This window comes from Duganella caerulea, from assembly GCF_040362985.1.
Classification (GTDB): Bacteria; Pseudomonadota; Gammaproteobacteria; order Burkholderiales; family Burkholderiaceae_D; genus Rugamonas; species Rugamonas vulcania.
Genome location: NZ_BPWJ01000009.1, coordinates 140,827 through 155,668, shown reverse-complemented (window position 1 = coordinate 155,668; position 14,842 = coordinate 140,827). Strand labels below are relative to the sequence as shown.

The window sequence follows — 14,842 nt, the reverse complement described above, 5'->3', positions numbered from 1 at the left end:
CTCACTCCCCTTCTAGAATTTTCTCTTCAAGCATGTCTCGCGCTTCGCGCTCCCAATCGCAAGCTTGATCCCTCAACTCACGGGCGCGAATCGCTGGGGCACCGATATATTCGCGGTCTGTTCGCGAAGGCCACGGCACCTGAATTCGCTTAACGCGTTGCTCATCGGTATGAGGAATGCTGGAGCCCGCAGCCTCCCGGGACAACAATCGAACCCCATGTTCGCTGGACAACAAAGCGAACAGATAGCCACCATCGATGTCGTCCTGAGGAACGATGCGAATCATGTTATTGCTGCAGGAAAAACCATCTAGATAGCTACCAACCATTACAGAGCGGCCAATTAAACCACCAAGCTGCCCAGCCTCCTGCACAACAATCATTCCCTTCCTAAGCAGCAAGCGGTATTCAGCGGCAACTCGCTTCATAAGGTATTTTTCTGATGTCGGAGCCAACTCGAAAACGTCCCCTCCTGTAATGTACGGGCTACCAAATTGCGGATCAGAAGCATAAAGCCGCTTGAAAATGCCTGGAATGAATACCTCAGCCACATCTCCCAGCTGAAGATTGTCCGCAACACAATCAAGTGCATCGCGAGACTCCGCATTTCGCTTGCTGTAATAGTACGCATCGCCGCGATCCCTAAAGACTTCACTGGAAACCATGGTCACGTCAGGAGTTGGCAAGGACGCCACAGGCGTGGGGTACTGTAGCCCAAGCCTCGTGTGCAAGCGCTCAGCCGCTTCACATAGCAAATCTACCGCCTGAGCCCTAGCACGAGCTGCCGCGTCCATCTTTGTGGCGATGGCGCGTTCGGTGTGATCGTCAAATCTCGGTACCGGCAGGCCTACAATGTGTTCGGGTTCAATATGCTGAATAATCGCGCCGTAGGTGCCTGAAACTATGAGGGGCACTCCGTAACGACTCGAAAGAAAAGCGTAGAGGTAACCGGCAGGAATCGTGTCGGGGTCAGGCACCACCTTCATGACGTGTTGCGATGACCAAATCCCAGCCATGTCTGGGCGGACATAAGCCATACGGCCAATCGTCCCAGAACACGTGATCAGCGTCGTTCCCTCCGTCAATTCCAGATGCGCGAGCTTCTTGGACTGTGCGTAAGACTTCTTTAAAAGAGGCAGCGTAGCCAAATCCGCATTGGAGATATCGCTGCTGCCGAGGAATGGAACGCCGTGGTCCGAATGACTCACCCAAATGCGAGAGAACACAGGACCGTTGTAGATACCGCCCGAGTAGCCGGCAGTGACGGTCAGCAGCGCGTCCTTGCGCACGTTCAAGCGGCGTAGCGCATCTCTAGCCTCTTGGGCTCCAGACATGTATGGGTTGCAATCGAGCCGGCGGCCACCTTCGTCAAGCCAACTAGAGCGGACAATGCGCGCAAACTTGAAACTCGTAAAAGTCATGCTGCGGCCTCCTGGCGAAACCATGCAAAATACTCACTTCCCATTTCGGCGGAGGCAACTCCAATGGATCCCTTGATCGAGGTGTGATCAGCCAGTTTTTGAGAAATCGCAGGCTTAATGATGGCTTCCTTATGGGATGAGCCTTCCAGTCGCCTAATCATTTGCCGGGCTCCGGATGTTGAGCGCGGAACTCGGCATACGCGTTGGCGATTTCGGGCAGATCGTCATCGAGGATTCGCTCTTTGCGGTGCAGCGTTCGCACTTGCAGACCGCCGCCGATGCGGACCTTCTCTTCGTGGCTGACATCAATCAAGATTTCTTCACCATCGGGGTGCCGCTTGTAAAGCGTGTTGCCACGACGATCGAAGCCCACCTTCTCAGCTACCGCCATGAAGACGGGGTAGTCCTTCTTCTGGCCCAAATCTTCCGCCTGAATCACTTCCACTGGCTTCCGCTTCAGAAAAAGCAAGCTGGTCAGAATGTTAACGTTGGCCTCCACGATGAAGGACTCCACCGGCAGATCGATGCTCGCCAACACCCAGCAATGGCGAAGAATCCAATAGCGGATGTACTCATCACCAGGATTACCCAAGATGCCGTCAGGCAAAACGATGCCCGCACGCCCACCCGGCTTGAGCCACTTGACGCAGCGTTCAATGAACAGTACCTCAGGCGACACAGCGGGCTTGATGGCGTTGGTCATCACAAATCCGTCACCTTGCCGCTCCCAACGGCGAGCCAGTTCATACTGTTCCAGGATGGTCTTCTCTGTAACTGGGATGTCTGAGCCGAATGGCGGGTTGGTCATCAATACGTCTATCGTGCCGAGTGGGATGGCAGCCTTCGCGGCAGGAACACCCGGAAGGTGACCTGCCGGAAACTCTAGCGAGTTCATGTGATAAAGATGGCCCAGCGAATTGCCCGCCATCATAACGTTCATCTGTGCGGCACGAACCAGGAATGGATCGAAATCAGCACCAAACAGGTTGTCAGCGGCGAATTTGGCCAGCCGATCTCGGATCGAGACGAACTCTTCGGTGTTCTCATCGCCTGCCTTGATGCGTTTCTCTTCGTGGAAGATCTTATTCAAGTAGTTCAAGGTCTCGACCAAGAAGCCACCCGTACCGCAGGATGAGTCGAGCACGCGCTCATGCTCGTTGGGTGCAAGCATCTTGACCACCAGGCTGATGGCGCCGCGCGGAGTGAAGTACTGGCCGCGATCTCCGCGCAGATTGGTGCCTACGATCTCTTGGTACGCCGTGCCCTTGGCATCCACGTCGGTTCGACCAAAGTCGTAGCGCGCCAGCTCGGAAACGATGAAGGCCAAGGCCCGGTCGGACAAGGTGATCTCTTCATTGCCCTTGAACAGACCGCTATACTTCTTCTTCACCGCATCAAAAAGCGGCTTAATGCGCAGACGAATTTGCTCGCGCCCGACCGGCTCAAACGGTTCGAAGGGTCCAACCCAAAAACGACGAGCATCGTTGGGCTGCTGTTCGTCGTACATCTTGCAGAAAATAAGGTACAGGAACTGCCAGAAGGCAGCGTCTTTTGGCATGCCTTCATTGCCGTGGATATAGTTGTGGCAGCGGCGGAAGGCAGTGCGCAGCATTACCGGATCGGCCCGACGCAGGCGTCCCATCGAATGGCCCTCGACGCTAAAGGTGTCGTCACCCAAAGGCCAGTCACCGATAGGCTTGAACTTGGTGTCGAAGCGGGTGACCTCTTTCTTGAAGAAGAAGAACTCCAGGCCATTAGTCCACAGACCGTAGTCGCAACTACCGACTTCAGCCATCACGGCTTCGAGCACCTCGAACTCTTTGCGCGCCTCCTCTGGATCCCGCATGCGGTACGCCCCCTTAGTACCGAGCTTTGGCTCCTTTTCGACAACCACGGCGCGATAGAGGTTTTCTACAGTGTGCGCTTGACCAGGTTTAAATATGGCGATGTCGAGCTTGCGGTTCTTTCCCAGAACTTTGACCTTAAAGTCTGGCTCCATATCCTCGGCTGCGATGCCGTACTCATGAATGACGGCGCGGGCGATGCGCTGGCGGACCTGCTCCTTGTCACTATCCTTCACCGGTTTACCGGTGATGTAATCGAAAACCTTGCCCTCATCGAGTGCACTCTCAGGCGCTTGTGTTTCTTGATCGAGGTCGCTCATATCGTTGTTATCCTGTGCGGAGCGTTGCTTAGACATTGCGCGGCTCCTTGTCGTCAAAATCATCACTGCTGGCAGCGGCACCGCCCTCGCGTACCCAAGCGTCCACGTCTTCTTTCTTGAACTTCCAGAAACGTCCGACCTTATGCCCAGGCATGCCCTTGGAAGTCACCCATGTGTAGATGGTGTCCTTTGCAACACCGAGGTAATCGGCGATTTCATCGACAGAGAGCCAGCGATCGTCCATGTCAGCATCCAAACAAAATAAACCGCACTCAGGCGGCAATTGCGTACAGTCTACACGAATTCCGCAGGGTTAAGTCGGCTTTAACCTTGTTTGATTGGGTTAGTCCATGTTGATTCGTTTGAGCGGTCATTCGCAATGGCAATGTCATTTAGCGCAAGCGCCGAAAACTTAATCCAAAACCTTCTCCTGCAGAGGTATGCCGCTCCCCGCGAGTGCTAGTCGCGCGCCAGAGTTAGAAGTAAATCAACATTGGCAATACGGAAGCGAATGGCTAGGCCCTACGACAGACAGAGTTCAAAGGTGTGGGAATGCCCCCCTCCCCCGTGCCTTAGAAACAACAGGTATAGGGAATAATGATTTGTGGGCAGGTTTGTGGGCAGAACTGCGATCGCTGGCTTTGAAAAACAAAAAGCCCTTGAAAATCAAGGGCTTTTTGAAAATGCTTGGCGGAGACGGTGGGATTCGAACCCACGATACAGGTATAAGCCGTATGCATCCTTAGCAGGGATGTGCCTTCGGCCACTCGGCCACGTCTCCTAGTCGATTACTCAACTATGTCTTTTCTACCAAACTGCGCTAGAGCAGACGACCGTCATAGTATAGAGCGAGACCACTTTGGTCAAGGCTACCTGACGATATTTTTCGAAAAAATTATGCCTTCTCCAGCTCGAAGGCCTTGTGCAGCGCGCGAACGGCCAGCTCCATGTATTTTTCGTCGATCAGCACCGAAATCTTGATCTCGGACGTGGAGATCATCATGATGTTGATGCCCTCTTCCGACAGGGTGCGGAACATCTGCGAGGCCACGCCCACGTGCGAGCGCATGCCCACGCCCACCACCGAGATCTTCGAGACCTTGGCGTCGCCGGTGATGCTGGCCGCGCCCAGTTCCGCCTTGGTGCTGTTGAGCACGTCGATGGCGCGCTGGTAGTCGTTGCGCGAGACGGTGAAGGTGAAGTCCGTTTTACCGTCGACCGACTGATTCTGTATGATCATGTCGACTTCGATGTTGGCGTCGGCCACCGGGCCCAGGATGTGGTACGCCACGCCTGGACGGTCTGGCACGCCCAGCACGGTGATTTTGGCCTCATCGCGGTTGAACGCGATACCGGAGATGACTGCTTGTTCCATGTGTGTGTCTTCCTCAAACGAAATCAGGGTGCCCGAGTTGGCTTCTACTTCCAGGTCCAGCATTGGGTCGGTCAGCGACGACAGTACGCGGGTCGGCACGCGGTAGTTGCCGGCGAATTCCACCGAGCGGGTCTGCAGCACTTTCGAGCCCAGCGACGCCAGTTCCAGCATTTCCTCGAACGTGATCGCCTTCAGGCGGCGCGCTTCCGACACCACGCGCGGGTCGGTCGTGTAGACGCCGTCGACGTCGGTGAAGATCAGGCATTCGTCGGCCTTCATCGCGGCGGCGATCGCCACGGCGGAGGTGTCCGAGCCGCCGCGGCCGAGGGTCGAGATGTTGCCGCCCTCGTCCACGCCCTGGAAGCCGGTGATGATGACGATCTTGCCGTCGTCCAGGTCGCGGTTGACCTTCTCGTTGTCGATCGACTGGATACGGGCCTTGGTGAAAGCGGAATCGGTTTTAATCGCGACTTGCCAGCCGGCGTAGGACACGGCCTTTTTGCCGATCGCCAGCAGCGCCATCGACAGCAGGCCGACCGACACCTGCTCGCCGGTGGAGGCGATCATGTCCAGCTCGCGTGGATCCGGCTGGGCCTGGATTTCCTTGGCCAGCGCGATCAGGCGATTGGTCTCGCCGGACATGGCGGACGGTACGACGACGATGCGGTGCCCGGCGTCATGCCACTTGGCGACACGCTGCGCCACGTTCTTGATACGGTCCGTCGAACCCATCGACGTACCGCCGTATTTGTGCACGATTAAAGCCATAACAGTGAGTTTTCCGCTCAAATAAAGGTAAATGGAACCCTTAACTCTACATGCCGCACTGCAAAATAACAAGTCAAAAAACTCATAATGTCATACCGAATAGACATATCTACATACAAAATTCGGCACATGAGCCCGATTGTCTATACAGCCTGCCAACGCAGCCGCCAGCGTGAAGCGCCTTCATCCACCAGGTGATTGCAATCCATGCCCACCCCGGCCGCGAACAACACCTGCTTGCGGGCGCTGACCACTGGCAGGCGCGAGCGCTCCCAGGCTGGAATGTCCAGCGCCTGGTAATGATACTTGAGTCCGCGCGTCGGCCGGTTGTGGGCCGGCTTGAGGCGCTCGCCGCCCTTGCGGAATTCGATCAGCAACGGTTGGCCGCGCAGCCAGTCGGCAGCCAAGCCGCCCTCGCCTTCGCCGGCCGGGTCGAAATGCAACACGCCGCCGTAGGCCGGGAAGGCCAGCTCGGTTTCGCCGTTCCAGTGGAAGGTGGTGCCCGGCGTCTTGTCGAACTCGTCTTCGCGCGTGCCTTCCAGGTCGGCCAGCTTGGGCGTGATGTGCAGGCGGTCGCGATGGCGGCGGACGTGGCAGTCGGGGTGCGTGACCAGCGGCTGGGCGCCGTCGCGCGCCTCCAGCAGCTGGGCCACCATCTCGGCCAGCCACGCCGCGCTCGGCATGCGCAGCTGGCGGGTGCCGAACCAGTGGCGCAGCATGTTGTAGCCGCGGTCCAGGCTCAGCATGCGCAGCTTGGCGATGTCGATGCAGTCGTCGACCAGGCACAGCGCAAGGTCCTGCTGCGCCAACTCGGTCAGCAGGCGTTGGGCCGATTGCGCGTGCTGGGCGCTGCGCGCGAAGCGTTCCTGGTAGCCGGGGAAGGCCTCGTCCAGCGCCGGCATCACCTTGTGGCGCAACGCGTTGCGGGCGAAGCGCGGGTCGTCGTTGGATTCATCATTGATGTAGGCGATGTTGTGTTCGGCCACATACGCGGCCAGTTGCTTGCGCGAGGCCGGCAGCAGCGGACGCGCCATCACCAGATCGGGATTGGCCAGCAGTTCGGGCGCGGCGTTTGCGGCGTCCATGCCGGACAGGCCGGCCGGGCCGGAGCCGCGCAGCAGTTGCAGCAGCACGGTCTCGGCCTGGTCGTCGAGGTGGTGCGCGGTCAGCAGCAGCTTGACCTCGTGCGCGGCGCACAGCGCGCCCAGCGCGGCGTAGCGCACCTTGCGGGCGGCCGCTTCGGTGCCGCTCTTTTGCTGGTTGGCCAGCTGCACGCGGCGCGCTTCGAACGTGACGCCGAGCGCGGCGCAGGCTTGCTCGCAGTGCGCCAGCCACGCGTCGGCGTTGGCGCTGAGGCCGTGGTGGATGTGGAAGGCGTACAAGGCCACGCCATGCGCCTGAGCGTAGGCGTGCGCGAGGTGGAGCAGCGCCGACGAGTCGAGGCCGCCGCTGAGGGCCACGGCCATGCGTGCGCCGCCCTCCCCCTGCAGCGCCAGCGCCGCCGTGACGGCCTGTTCGAAGGTTGAGGACAAGGTCGGTATCTGTTGCTTCTTCAATTGCTGCTCCAAAATGCAAACCGGGGGCAAGGGCCCCCGGTCGTGGTGTCGTGCCGCGCGCGATTACTCTTGCGGCGTGGTTTCTTTGAACTTACCGTAGCTCATCAGCTTTTCGTGACGCGCTTCCAGCAGGTCCTTGGTCTTCATGCCGTGGAACTGGCGCAGCGAATCAGCCAGCGCACGCTTGAGCAGCGTGGCCATCTGCTTCGGATCGCGGTGCGCGCCGCCCAGCGGTTCGCTGACGATCTTGTCGATCAGGCCCATGGCCTTCAGGCGGTGCGCGGTCAGGCCCAGCGCTTCCGCCGCATCGGCGGCGCGTTCGGAGGTCTTCCACAGGATCGAGGCGCAGCCTTCCGGCGAGATCACCGAGTAGGTCGCGTATTGCAGCATCAGCACCGCGTCGCCCACCGCGATCGCCAGCGCGCCGCCGGAGCCGCCTTCGCCGATGATGGTGGCGATCAGCGGCACTTTCAGTTCCGCCATCACGTACAGGTTGTGGCCGATCGCTTCCGACTGGCCGCGCTCTTCCGCGTCGATGCCGGGGAACGCGCCCGGTGTATCGACGAAGGTGAAGATCGGGATGCCGAACTTCTCGGCCAGCTTCATCAGGCGCATGGCCTTGCGGTAGCCTTCCGGCTTCGGCATGCCGAAGTTGCGCATGGCGCGCTCTTTGGTGTCGCGGCCCTTCTGGTGGCCGATGACCATGCAAGCCTGGCCGTTGAAGCGCGCCAGGCCGCCCACCACGGACAGGTCGTCCGCATAGCTGCGGTCGCCGTGCAGTTCGTGGAAGTCGGTGAAGATTTCATTCACATAGTCCATGGTGTATGGACGCTGCGGGTGGCGCGCGATCTGCGCGACCTGCCAGGGGGTCAGCTTGGCGTAGATGTCTTTGGTCAGTTGCTGGCTTTTTTTGGCCAGACGGTCGATCTCCTCAGAGATGTCGACAGCCGAATCGTCCTGCACGAAACGCAGCTCTTCGATTTTGCCATCGAGTTCGGCGATCGGTTGCTCAAAGTTGAGGAAAGTCGTTTTGGTCATTGTACCTCCGTGTTTATTCTCAGCCATGCGGGCACAAAAATGCCTCGCACAGCGATTAGAGCATCTATTCTACAGCAACCGGGTCCAGGCTACGCCATAAGTACCAGGTGGCGACCGTGCGCCAGGGCTCCCAATTGGCCGAGACCTCGCGCGCATCGCTGCGGGAGACAGGTTCGCCGGAAAAATAATTCTGGCTGATGCCCTGGATCAGGCCGGGGTCATCGAGCGGCAAAACGTTGGGCCGCAGCAGATTAAATATCAAAAACATCTCGGCTGTCCAGCGGCCGATGCCGCGGATCTGCACCAGCTCGGCGATGACGGCTTCGTCATCCATCTGGTCCCACTGGCTGGTGTGGACGCGCTTGTTCTTGAAGTGGTCGGCCAGGTCGAGGATGTATTCGGTCTTGCGCTTGGACAGGCCGCAGCCCGCCAATTGCTCGGCGCCGGCCTTGATGATCTGCGCCGGCGTGCACTTCGGACTGACCTGGAGCAGTTTTTTCCAGGCGGTGTCGGCCGCCTTGGTGGTCACTTGCTGGCCGACGATGGAACGCGCCAAGGTGGTAAACGGGTCGTCATGGCCGACCAGGTGCAGGTCGCCAAATTGCGGGATCAGCTTTTTCATGATGCGGTCCCGCTTCATGAGCTCGATCTTGGCCTCTTCCCAGTACGGCGGCACGGCCGATACCGGGCCGCCTGCGCCCTCGTTATCCTTGGCGGTGACCATTATGCGCGGCGCCAGTTGGTCGTGCCGTCAGGCTTGTCTTCGAGGATGATGCCGGCCGTCAGCAGCTCGGCGCGGATCTTGTCCGATTCGGCGAAGTTGCGCGCCTTCTTGGCTTCGATGCGCTTGGCGATCTGCTCGTCGATGGCGGCGTCGCCGGCGGCGTCGGTGTCGCCGACGGCGGCCTGGCGGAACTGCTGCGGCGTGCGGGCTAGCAGGCCGATCACGCCGGCCAGCGCCTTCAGCTGGCGCGCCACGGCCGGCGATTTCGATTTGTTGAGCTCGCTCACCAGGTCGAACAGCACGGCCAGCGCCACCGGCGTGTTGAAGTCGTCGTCCATCGCCTCGGCGAAGCGCACCGCGTACGGCTCGCTCCAGTCCAGCGGCAGGCCGTCGCCTTCCACGCCGTCCAGCGCGGTGTACAGGCGGGTCAGCGCGACGCGCGCGTCGTCCAGGTGGGCGTCCGAGTAGTTCAGCGGGCTTCGGTAGTGGGCGCGCAGGATGAAGAAGCGCACCACTTCGGCGTCGTACTTCTTGAGCACGTCGCGGATGGTGAAGAAGTTGCCCAGCGATTTGGACATCTTCTCGTTATCCACGCGCACGAAGCCGTTGTGCACCCAGTAGTTGACCATGGTGTGGCCGAACGCGCCTTCCGACTGCGCGATCTCGTTTTCGTGGTGCGGGAACTGCAGGTCCGCGCCGCCGCCGTGGATGTCGAAGTGCTCGCCCAGCAGCGCAGAGCACATGGCCGAGCACTCGATGTGCCAGCCCGGACGGCCCTTGCCCCACTTGGAATCCCACTTGACCTCGTCCGGCTCGGACTCCTTGGACGCCTTCCACAGCACGAAGTCCAGCGGATCGCGCTTGCCGGTGTTGACGTCGACGCGCTCGCCGGCGCGCAGGTCGTCCAGCGACTTGCCGGACAGCTTGCCGTAGTTGGGGAAGTTGCGCACCGCGTAGTTGACGTCGCCGTCCGCACCCTGGTAGGCCAGGTCCTTCGATTCCAGCGTCTCGATCAGCGCCAGCATCTGCGGCACGTATTCGGTCGCGCGCGGCACCAGCGTGGCCGGCAGGATGCCCAGCGCGCCGGTGTCCTCGTCCATGTAGCGGGTGAAGCGCGTGGTCAGCTGCGAGATGGTCTCGCCGTTCTCGACCGCGCGCTTGATGATCTTGTCGTCGATGTCGGTGATGTTGCGCGCGTACGTGACCTCGTAGCCGGAGGCCATCAGCCAGCGGTACATCACGTCGAACGCCATCATCATGCGGGCGTGGCCGATGTGGCAGTAGTCGTAGATGGTCATGCCGCAGACGTACATGCGGACTTTGCCTGCCTCGATGGGTACGAATGTCTGCTTGTCACGCGCCAGCGTGTTGTAAATCTTTAAATTGCTCATCGGGCTCTTGCGTATTCTCTTTTAAGCGCGTGCCGCGGCCACGGGCAATACGGGAACCGGGCGCGGCGCAGTGGGCGCGCACCTGGCATTCGTCGTATCGCATTGGAGACCGGCTGACACTCGGGTGTTATTCTTTCCACCTTCTAAGGGGTAGAATGAACAAGTATAGCATTGATAAAAACAGCATAGACCCAATCTGACTGAGGATTTTTGGCAAGTCAGCCAGTTTAAACCACCACGAGGAAGCAACAATGCACCAAACCCAGCCATCGCTGTTCGCCAAACTGATGACCTTGTTTGCCGGCGTCGCCCTGTCCGGCGCCGCGCTGGCGGCCACGCCGGCCCCGGCCAATCCCACGCCGCAAGTGGAAATCAAGACCTCGATGGGCGACATCGTGGTCGAGCTGAACCACGAGAAGGCGCCCAAGTCGGTCGACAACTTCCTGACCTACGTGAAGTCCGGCTTCTACAAAGGCACCATCTTCCACCGCGTGATCGACGGCTTCATGATCCAGGGCGGCGGCTTCGACGAGAAGCTCAAGCAAAAGAAAACCAATCCGCCGGTGCCGATCGAATCGCAGAACGGCCTGACCAACAACACCTACACGCTGGCCATGGCCCGCACCGGCGATCCCAACTCGGCGACGTCGCAGTTCTTCATCAACGTGGCCGACAACGACGCCCTGAACTACCCCGGCCGCGACGGCTTCGGCTACACGGTGTTCGGCAAGGTCATCAAGGGCCAGGAGGTGGTCGACAAGATCAAGGGCGTGCTGGTCGACGACAAGGGCATCTTCCAGAACATCCCGGTGATCCCGGTCGTCATCAAGTCGGCGACGATTTTGAAGACCCCAATCCAGCCAAAACTGTAAAATAGCGGCCTGCCGTATTTCGGATGTAATTTTTACCACTACTCAGGATAACAACATGACCAACGTAATCATCACCACCAACAAGGGCAACATGACCGTCGAACTGAACGACGAGAAAGCGCCTAAATCGGTAGCCAACTTCCTGAAGTACATGGAAGCCGGCCACTACAGCAACACCATCTTCCACCGCGTGATCGACGGCTTCATGATCCAGGGCGGCGGTTTCGAGCCAGGCATGAAACAGAAGCCAGCCGACGAGACCGTCGAGAACGAAGCCAAGAACGGCCTCAAGAACGACACCTACACGCTGGCCATGGCCCGCACCTCGGCGCCGCACTCGGCATCGGCCCAATTCTTCATCAACGTGAAGAACAACTCCTTCCTGGACTACCCAGGCCAGGACGGCTGGGGCTACGCCGTGTTCGGCAAAGTCATCGAAGGCACCGAAGTGGTTGACGCCATCAAGAAGGTCAAGACCACCCGCAGCGGCATGTTCGCCGACGTGCCTGCAGAAGACATCATCATCGAGAAGATCGAACTGGCCGCTTAATTAATGAGCGACGCCAACATGCGCGCGGGCCAGGCCTGCGCGCTGTTCATCTCCGACCTGCACCTGCAGCCCGCGCATCCCGCCACCAGCACGGCGTTCTTCGACTTCCTGGAGCGGCACGCGCGGCGCGCGCAGCAGTTGTACCTGCTCGGCGACCTGTTTGAATACTGGGCCGGCGACGACGACATCAGCGATCCCTTCCATCAACGGATCATTGCCGCGCTGCGCAGCGTGAGCGATGCGGGCGTGGCCGTCTACTGGATCGCCGGCAACCGCGACTTCCTGGTCGGCGCGCAGTTCGCCGCCGTGGCAGGCCTGACCCTGCTGCCGGAAACGCACGTGACCGAGATCGGCGGCCAGCGCCTGGTGGTGCTGCATGGCGACGCCCAGTGCACCGAGGACGTCAAGTACATGGAATTCCGCGCCATGGTGCGGCAGCCCGCGTGGCAGCAGCAGTTCGTGGCGATGCCGCTGGCGCAGCGCAAGGCCATCATCGCCGGCATGCGCGAGAACAGCCGCAAGGACCAGGGCAGCAAATCCTACGAGATCATGGATGTGACGCCGCAGGCGATCCGCGACGTGTTCGCCGCCACCGGCACCGACGTCATGATCCACGGCCATACCCACCGCCCGGCCCTGCACATCGTCGACGGCAAGCGCCGCTACGTGCTGCCGGACTGGGAGCCGGATGCCACGCCCCCGCGCGGCGGCTGGATCGCCATCGACAGCCACGGCGTCATCACGCGCCACGGCCTCGACGGCACCGTCATTCCAGCGTAACAGCCACGCCGTCTTGCGGCGGCGCGGCGTCGATCGGCGTCTCGCAGTAGGCCGCGATCGACGGCAGTTCGCGCATGCGCCGCACCAGCTCCGGCCAGGGCTGCGCCCACACCTGCGGATACAGCTGCTCGCCCGGCGTCACCACCGGGAAGGCCAGGTTCTCCGCGCCCGGCGTGAACTCGCAATGCACGGTGGCCTTGTTGCCGCGCGCGTCGCAGCGATACCAGCCGCCCTCCTCCAGCCAGACCGCCACCAGGCCGTGCGTGCAGAACGGCGAGTTGGCGTCGCGCAGCGTCAAACGCTGGTAGCAGAAGCCGGACGGGATGCCGTTGGCGCGCCACAGCGCCACCAGCAGATGGCTCTTGGCCATGCATAGGCCGGTGCCCAGCGCCAGCGCCTGCGAGGCGTCGCAGCTGACCTCGTCGCGCTGGTAATCGATGCTGTGCTCGATGCGGTCGCGCACCCATTCGAAGCAGCGCTGCGCCGTCGCGCGCGGCGTGTCGGCCCGCAGCGAGCGCGCCAGGCGCTCCACGTCGGGATGGTGAAAATCGATGACGTCGCTGGCGGCGACAAAGGCGGGCAACAAGGCGTCCATGGGTCTCCCATTTATCAAAGGAGCAACAGTTTGCCACACTTATGGTTTTGGCACAGCGGATGGCCCTATAATCGGCGCATGACCTTCCGCATCTTTTTTCAAAGCAGTCTTCTTGTCGCCACGGTGCTTTCGGGCGGCAGCGCCTGGTGCGCACCGCAGCCGCTGACGGTGGTCTGGCGCGACAAGCCGCCCTATCACTACCAGGAGAACGGCGAGCCCAAGGGATTCCTGCTGGAGCGCGTGAAGAATATCTTCAATGTCGCCGGCGTCCCCGCGCAGTTCATCACCGAGCCGCAGAAGCGCATCTGGGCCAACTTCAAGCACGGCGCCAGGAACTACTGCTCGATCAGCTGGTACCGCCTGCCCGAGCGCGAGGAGGTCGCACAGTTCACCGCCGCCATCCATGAAGACCTGCCGCAAAGCGTGCTGATCGCGCCGGCCTATGTGGACAAGGTGGCCGCGCATCCCACGCTGAGCTCGCTGCTGAGCGATCCCGAGCTGACGCTGGGCCTGGTGGACGGCGTGTCCTACGGCCCGACGCTGGACCAGATGATCAAAGGCAGCAAGAACCGCATCATGAGCCGCACGGTGGAGGCCACGCTGATGATGCGCATGCTCACGGTGGGGCGCGCCTCGTTCATGTTTGTGGACCGCGAGGATTGGGACTATTTCCGTGCGCGCGAAACCACGCCGCAGACGGCGGTGCGCCGCGATTTCCCCGACATGCCGCCGGGGATGAAGCGCTACATCCTGTGCAGCAAGGACGTGCCGGCCGAGACCATGGCCAAACTCAACCAGGCCATCGCCGCGACCGGCGGCGCCTACAACCCGGGCCACAGCGCCCGGCAAAAATGATCAGCGCTTGACGCCGGCCATCGCCGCGTTCAGGCGGCGTATCAATTCCTGGTTCAACTCGCGGGTGTGGCGGGTCCAGCGTTCCATCGTGCGCTGCAGCTCGGCATGCAGCTGGCTGGCGCGTGCCGCGTCGCCAACGCCGGCCGCCCAGATCGCGAACTCGGCCTGCGCGGCAAAGCTGTTGTAGCGGCCAAGCGCGAACTCGAACTCAGCCCTCGCCTCGTCCTGCCTGCCGGCCGCGGCCAGCGCCTGGGCCAGCAGCAGCGACACTTGCTCGCCACGGAAATTGGCGTCGGCGGCGCGGATGGTTTGCAGATGCGTCACCGCGGCGGCGGCGCGGCCACAAGCCATCGTGGCGCGCGCGGCGCCAAAGCGGATTTCCAGGTCGCCGGAAAACGGCCCCTGCAGGCAAGCCTCGTAGGTGGCGGCCGCCTCGTCGGCGTTGCCCGCCTCCAGCTGCGCGGTGGCCAGGCGCATCTGGTTTTGCGCGGTCGGCGTGTAGGCGTAGGCGTCGCGCGCCTCGCGCAGTTCACGGCCCGGATCGAGCGTACGGGCCGCCGCCGTCACCACCTTGCGGGCGCCGTGCTGCAGCCTGGAGTCCGGCAGGTAGATGGCGAGGAAGTAGACGATGCTGCCCAGTCCGGGAAACGCGAACAAAATCATCAGCCAGTACATCTGCTGCCCGCTGCGAATCACGTGGACGGCGAAGAACAGCGCCACCAGCACGTGCAATCCAATTCCAAATATGGTCATG

Annotated in this window: 15 protein-coding genes and 1 tRNA gene; 4 read left to right on the top strand and 12 right to left on the bottom strand. The window is 61.0% G+C overall.

Features of this window, described 5'->3' with window-relative positions; genetic code table 11:
* Position 1 precedes the first annotated feature (1 nt).
* The 10 genes from mads5 to cysS all read right to left on the bottom strand — a co-directional run bounded on the left by mads5 (position 2) and on the right by cysS (position 10,436).
* Positions 2-1,420 (bottom strand): methylation-associated defense system restriction endonuclease subunit S MAD5, encoded by a 1,419-nt coding sequence (gene mads5, locus ACUJB0_RS24870; RefSeq protein WP_444847558.1) that lies wholly within the window; start codon positions 1,418-1,420, stop codon positions 2-4.
* Complete coding sequence (locus tag ACUJB0_RS24865; protein WP_444847557.1) at positions 1,417-1,581, bottom strand: hypothetical protein; 165 nt, start codon at positions 1,579-1,581, stop codon at positions 1,417-1,419. Before ACUJB0_RS24865 ends, mads5 begins: the two co-directional genes overlap by 4 nt.
* Positions 1,578-3,620, bottom strand: coding sequence for a methylation-associated defense system DNA methyltransferase MAD2 (mads2, locus tag ACUJB0_RS24860; RefSeq protein ID WP_444847556.1), 2,043 nt, complete (start codon positions 3,618-3,620; stop codon positions 1,578-1,580). The genes ACUJB0_RS24865 and mads2 overlap by 4 nt, the downstream gene beginning before the upstream one ends.
* Positions 3,613-3,828: a methylation-associated defense system helix-turn-helix domain-containing protein MAD1 gene (gene mads1, locus ACUJB0_RS24855; RefSeq protein ID WP_049053967.1), complete on the bottom strand. Its 216-nt coding sequence runs from the start codon at positions 3,826-3,828 to the stop codon at positions 3,613-3,615. The genes mads2 and mads1 overlap by 8 nt, the downstream gene beginning before the upstream one ends.
* Before the next feature lie 444 nt (positions 3,829-4,272).
* A tRNA-Ser gene (locus ACUJB0_RS24850) sits at positions 4,273-4,365 on the bottom strand.
* Positions 4,366-4,479: 114 nt separating this feature from the next.
* A complete protein-coding gene (locus ACUJB0_RS24845; RefSeq protein WP_161090694.1) occupies positions 4,480-5,727 on the bottom strand; it encodes an aspartate kinase in 1,248 nt (415 codons plus the stop codon).
* A gap of 143 nt (positions 5,728-5,870) precedes the next feature.
* On the bottom strand, positions 5,871-7,283 hold the full coding sequence (gene tilS / locus ACUJB0_RS24840; RefSeq protein WP_444847555.1) for a tRNA lysidine(34) synthetase TilS: 1,413 nt from the start codon (positions 7,281-7,283) through the stop codon (positions 5,871-5,873).
* 63 nt (positions 7,284-7,346) lie between these two features.
* Positions 7,347-8,321 carry an acetyl-CoA carboxylase carboxyltransferase subunit alpha gene (locus ACUJB0_RS24835; RefSeq protein WP_117009956.1) on the bottom strand — a complete coding sequence of 325 codons (975 nt, stop codon included), beginning with the start codon at positions 8,319-8,321 and terminating at the stop codon, positions 7,347-7,349.
* A gap of 64 nt (positions 8,322-8,385) precedes the next feature.
* The gene (locus ACUJB0_RS24830; RefSeq protein ID WP_117009955.1) at positions 8,386-9,045 is read right to left on the bottom strand and encodes a DNA-3-methyladenine glycosylase family protein; all 660 of its coding nucleotides are present in this window, start codon (positions 9,043-9,045) and stop codon (positions 8,386-8,388) included.
* On the bottom strand, positions 9,045-10,436 hold the full coding sequence (cysS, locus tag ACUJB0_RS24825) for a cysteine--tRNA ligase (protein ID WP_444847554.1): 1,392 nt from the start codon (positions 10,434-10,436) through the stop codon (positions 9,045-9,047). The genes ACUJB0_RS24830 and cysS overlap by 1 nt, the downstream gene beginning before the upstream one ends.
* A gap of 251 nt (positions 10,437-10,687) precedes the next feature.
* On the opposite strand from cysS, the gene ACUJB0_RS24820 reads away from it, so the two are divergent.
* From ACUJB0_RS24820 to ACUJB0_RS24810, 3 genes are read left to right on the top strand one after another with little or no spacing between them, the layout of a single operon-like run.
* Positions 10,688-11,308: a peptidylprolyl isomerase gene (locus tag ACUJB0_RS24820; protein WP_444847553.1), complete on the top strand. Its 621-nt coding sequence runs from the start codon at positions 10,688-10,690 to the stop codon at positions 11,306-11,308.
* A 55-nt stretch (positions 11,309-11,363) separates the two neighbouring features.
* Entirely contained in the window at positions 11,364-11,858 is a 495-nt protein-coding gene (locus ACUJB0_RS24815) for a peptidylprolyl isomerase (protein ID WP_444847552.1), read from the top strand.
* Between the two features lie 3 nt (positions 11,859-11,861).
* Positions 11,862-12,638 (top strand): UDP-2,3-diacylglucosamine diphosphatase, encoded by a 777-nt coding sequence (locus ACUJB0_RS24810; protein WP_444847551.1) that lies wholly within the window; start codon positions 11,862-11,864, stop codon positions 12,636-12,638.
* Here ACUJB0_RS24810 and ACUJB0_RS24805 read toward each other — a convergent pair.
* Positions 12,625-13,233, bottom strand: a complete 609-nt coding sequence (locus tag ACUJB0_RS24805) for a transglutaminase-like domain-containing protein (RefSeq protein WP_444847550.1) — start codon at positions 13,231-13,233, stop codon at positions 12,625-12,627. The genes ACUJB0_RS24810 and ACUJB0_RS24805 overlap by 14 nt on opposite strands.
* Before the next feature lie 123 nt (positions 13,234-13,356).
* On the opposite strand from ACUJB0_RS24805, the gene ACUJB0_RS24800 reads away from it, so the two are divergent.
* Entirely contained in the window at positions 13,357-14,088 is a 732-nt protein-coding gene (locus ACUJB0_RS24800; RefSeq protein ID WP_444847549.1) for a transporter substrate-binding domain-containing protein, read from the top strand.
* Here ACUJB0_RS24800 and ACUJB0_RS24795 read toward each other — a convergent pair whose 3' ends face one another.
* Complete coding sequence (locus ACUJB0_RS24795; RefSeq protein ID WP_444847548.1) at positions 14,089-14,841, bottom strand: tetratricopeptide repeat protein; 753 nt, start codon at positions 14,839-14,841, stop codon at positions 14,089-14,091.
* Position 14,842 lies beyond the last annotated feature (1 nt).

What these genes read in the sequence shown, in the direction of transcription:
- ACUJB0_RS24820 (WP_444847553.1), top strand. Translation starts at nt 10,688, where the DNA reads ATGCACCAAACCCAGCCATCGCTGTTCGCCAAACTGATGACCTTGTTT.
- ACUJB0_RS24865 (WP_444847557.1), bottom strand. Translation starts at nt 1,581, where the DNA reads ATGATTAGGCGACTGGAAGGCTCATCCCATAAGGAAGCCATCATTAAG.
- cysS (WP_444847554.1), bottom strand. Translation starts at nt 10,436, where the DNA reads ATGAGCAATTTAAAGATTTACAACACGCTGGCGCGTGACAAGCAGACA.
- ACUJB0_RS24835 (WP_117009956.1), bottom strand. Translation starts at nt 8,321, where the DNA reads ATGACCAAAACGACTTTCCTCAACTTTGAGCAACCGATCGCCGAACTC.
- ACUJB0_RS24845 (WP_161090694.1), bottom strand. Translation starts at nt 5,727, where the DNA reads ATGGCTTTAATCGTGCACAAATACGGCGGTACGTCGATGGGTTCGACG.
- ACUJB0_RS24815 (WP_444847552.1), top strand. Translation starts at nt 11,364, where the DNA reads ATGACCAACGTAATCATCACCACCAACAAGGGCAACATGACCGTCGAA.
- ACUJB0_RS24830 (WP_117009955.1), bottom strand. Translation starts at nt 9,045, where the DNA reads ATGGTCACCGCCAAGGATAACGAGGGCGCAGGCGGCCCGGTATCGGCC.
- ACUJB0_RS24805 (WP_444847550.1), bottom strand. Translation starts at nt 13,233, where the DNA reads ATGGACGCCTTGTTGCCCGCCTTTGTCGCCGCCAGCGACGTCATCGAT.
- mads1 (WP_049053967.1), bottom strand. Translation starts at nt 3,828, where the DNA reads ATGGACGATCGCTGGCTCTCTGTCGATGAAATCGCCGATTACCTCGGT.
- mads5 (WP_444847558.1), bottom strand. Translation starts at nt 1,420, where the DNA reads ATGACTTTTACGAGTTTCAAGTTTGCGCGCATTGTCCGCTCTAGTTGG.
- ACUJB0_RS24795 (WP_444847548.1), bottom strand. Translation starts at nt 14,841, where the DNA reads ATGACCATATTTGGAATTGGATTGCACGTGCTGGTGGCGCTGTTCTTC.
- mads2 (WP_444847556.1), bottom strand. Translation starts at nt 3,620, where the DNA reads ATGTCTAAGCAACGCTCCGCACAGGATAACAACGATATGAGCGACCTC.
- ACUJB0_RS24810 (WP_444847551.1), top strand. Translation starts at nt 11,862, where the DNA reads ATGAGCGACGCCAACATGCGCGCGGGCCAGGCCTGCGCGCTGTTCATC.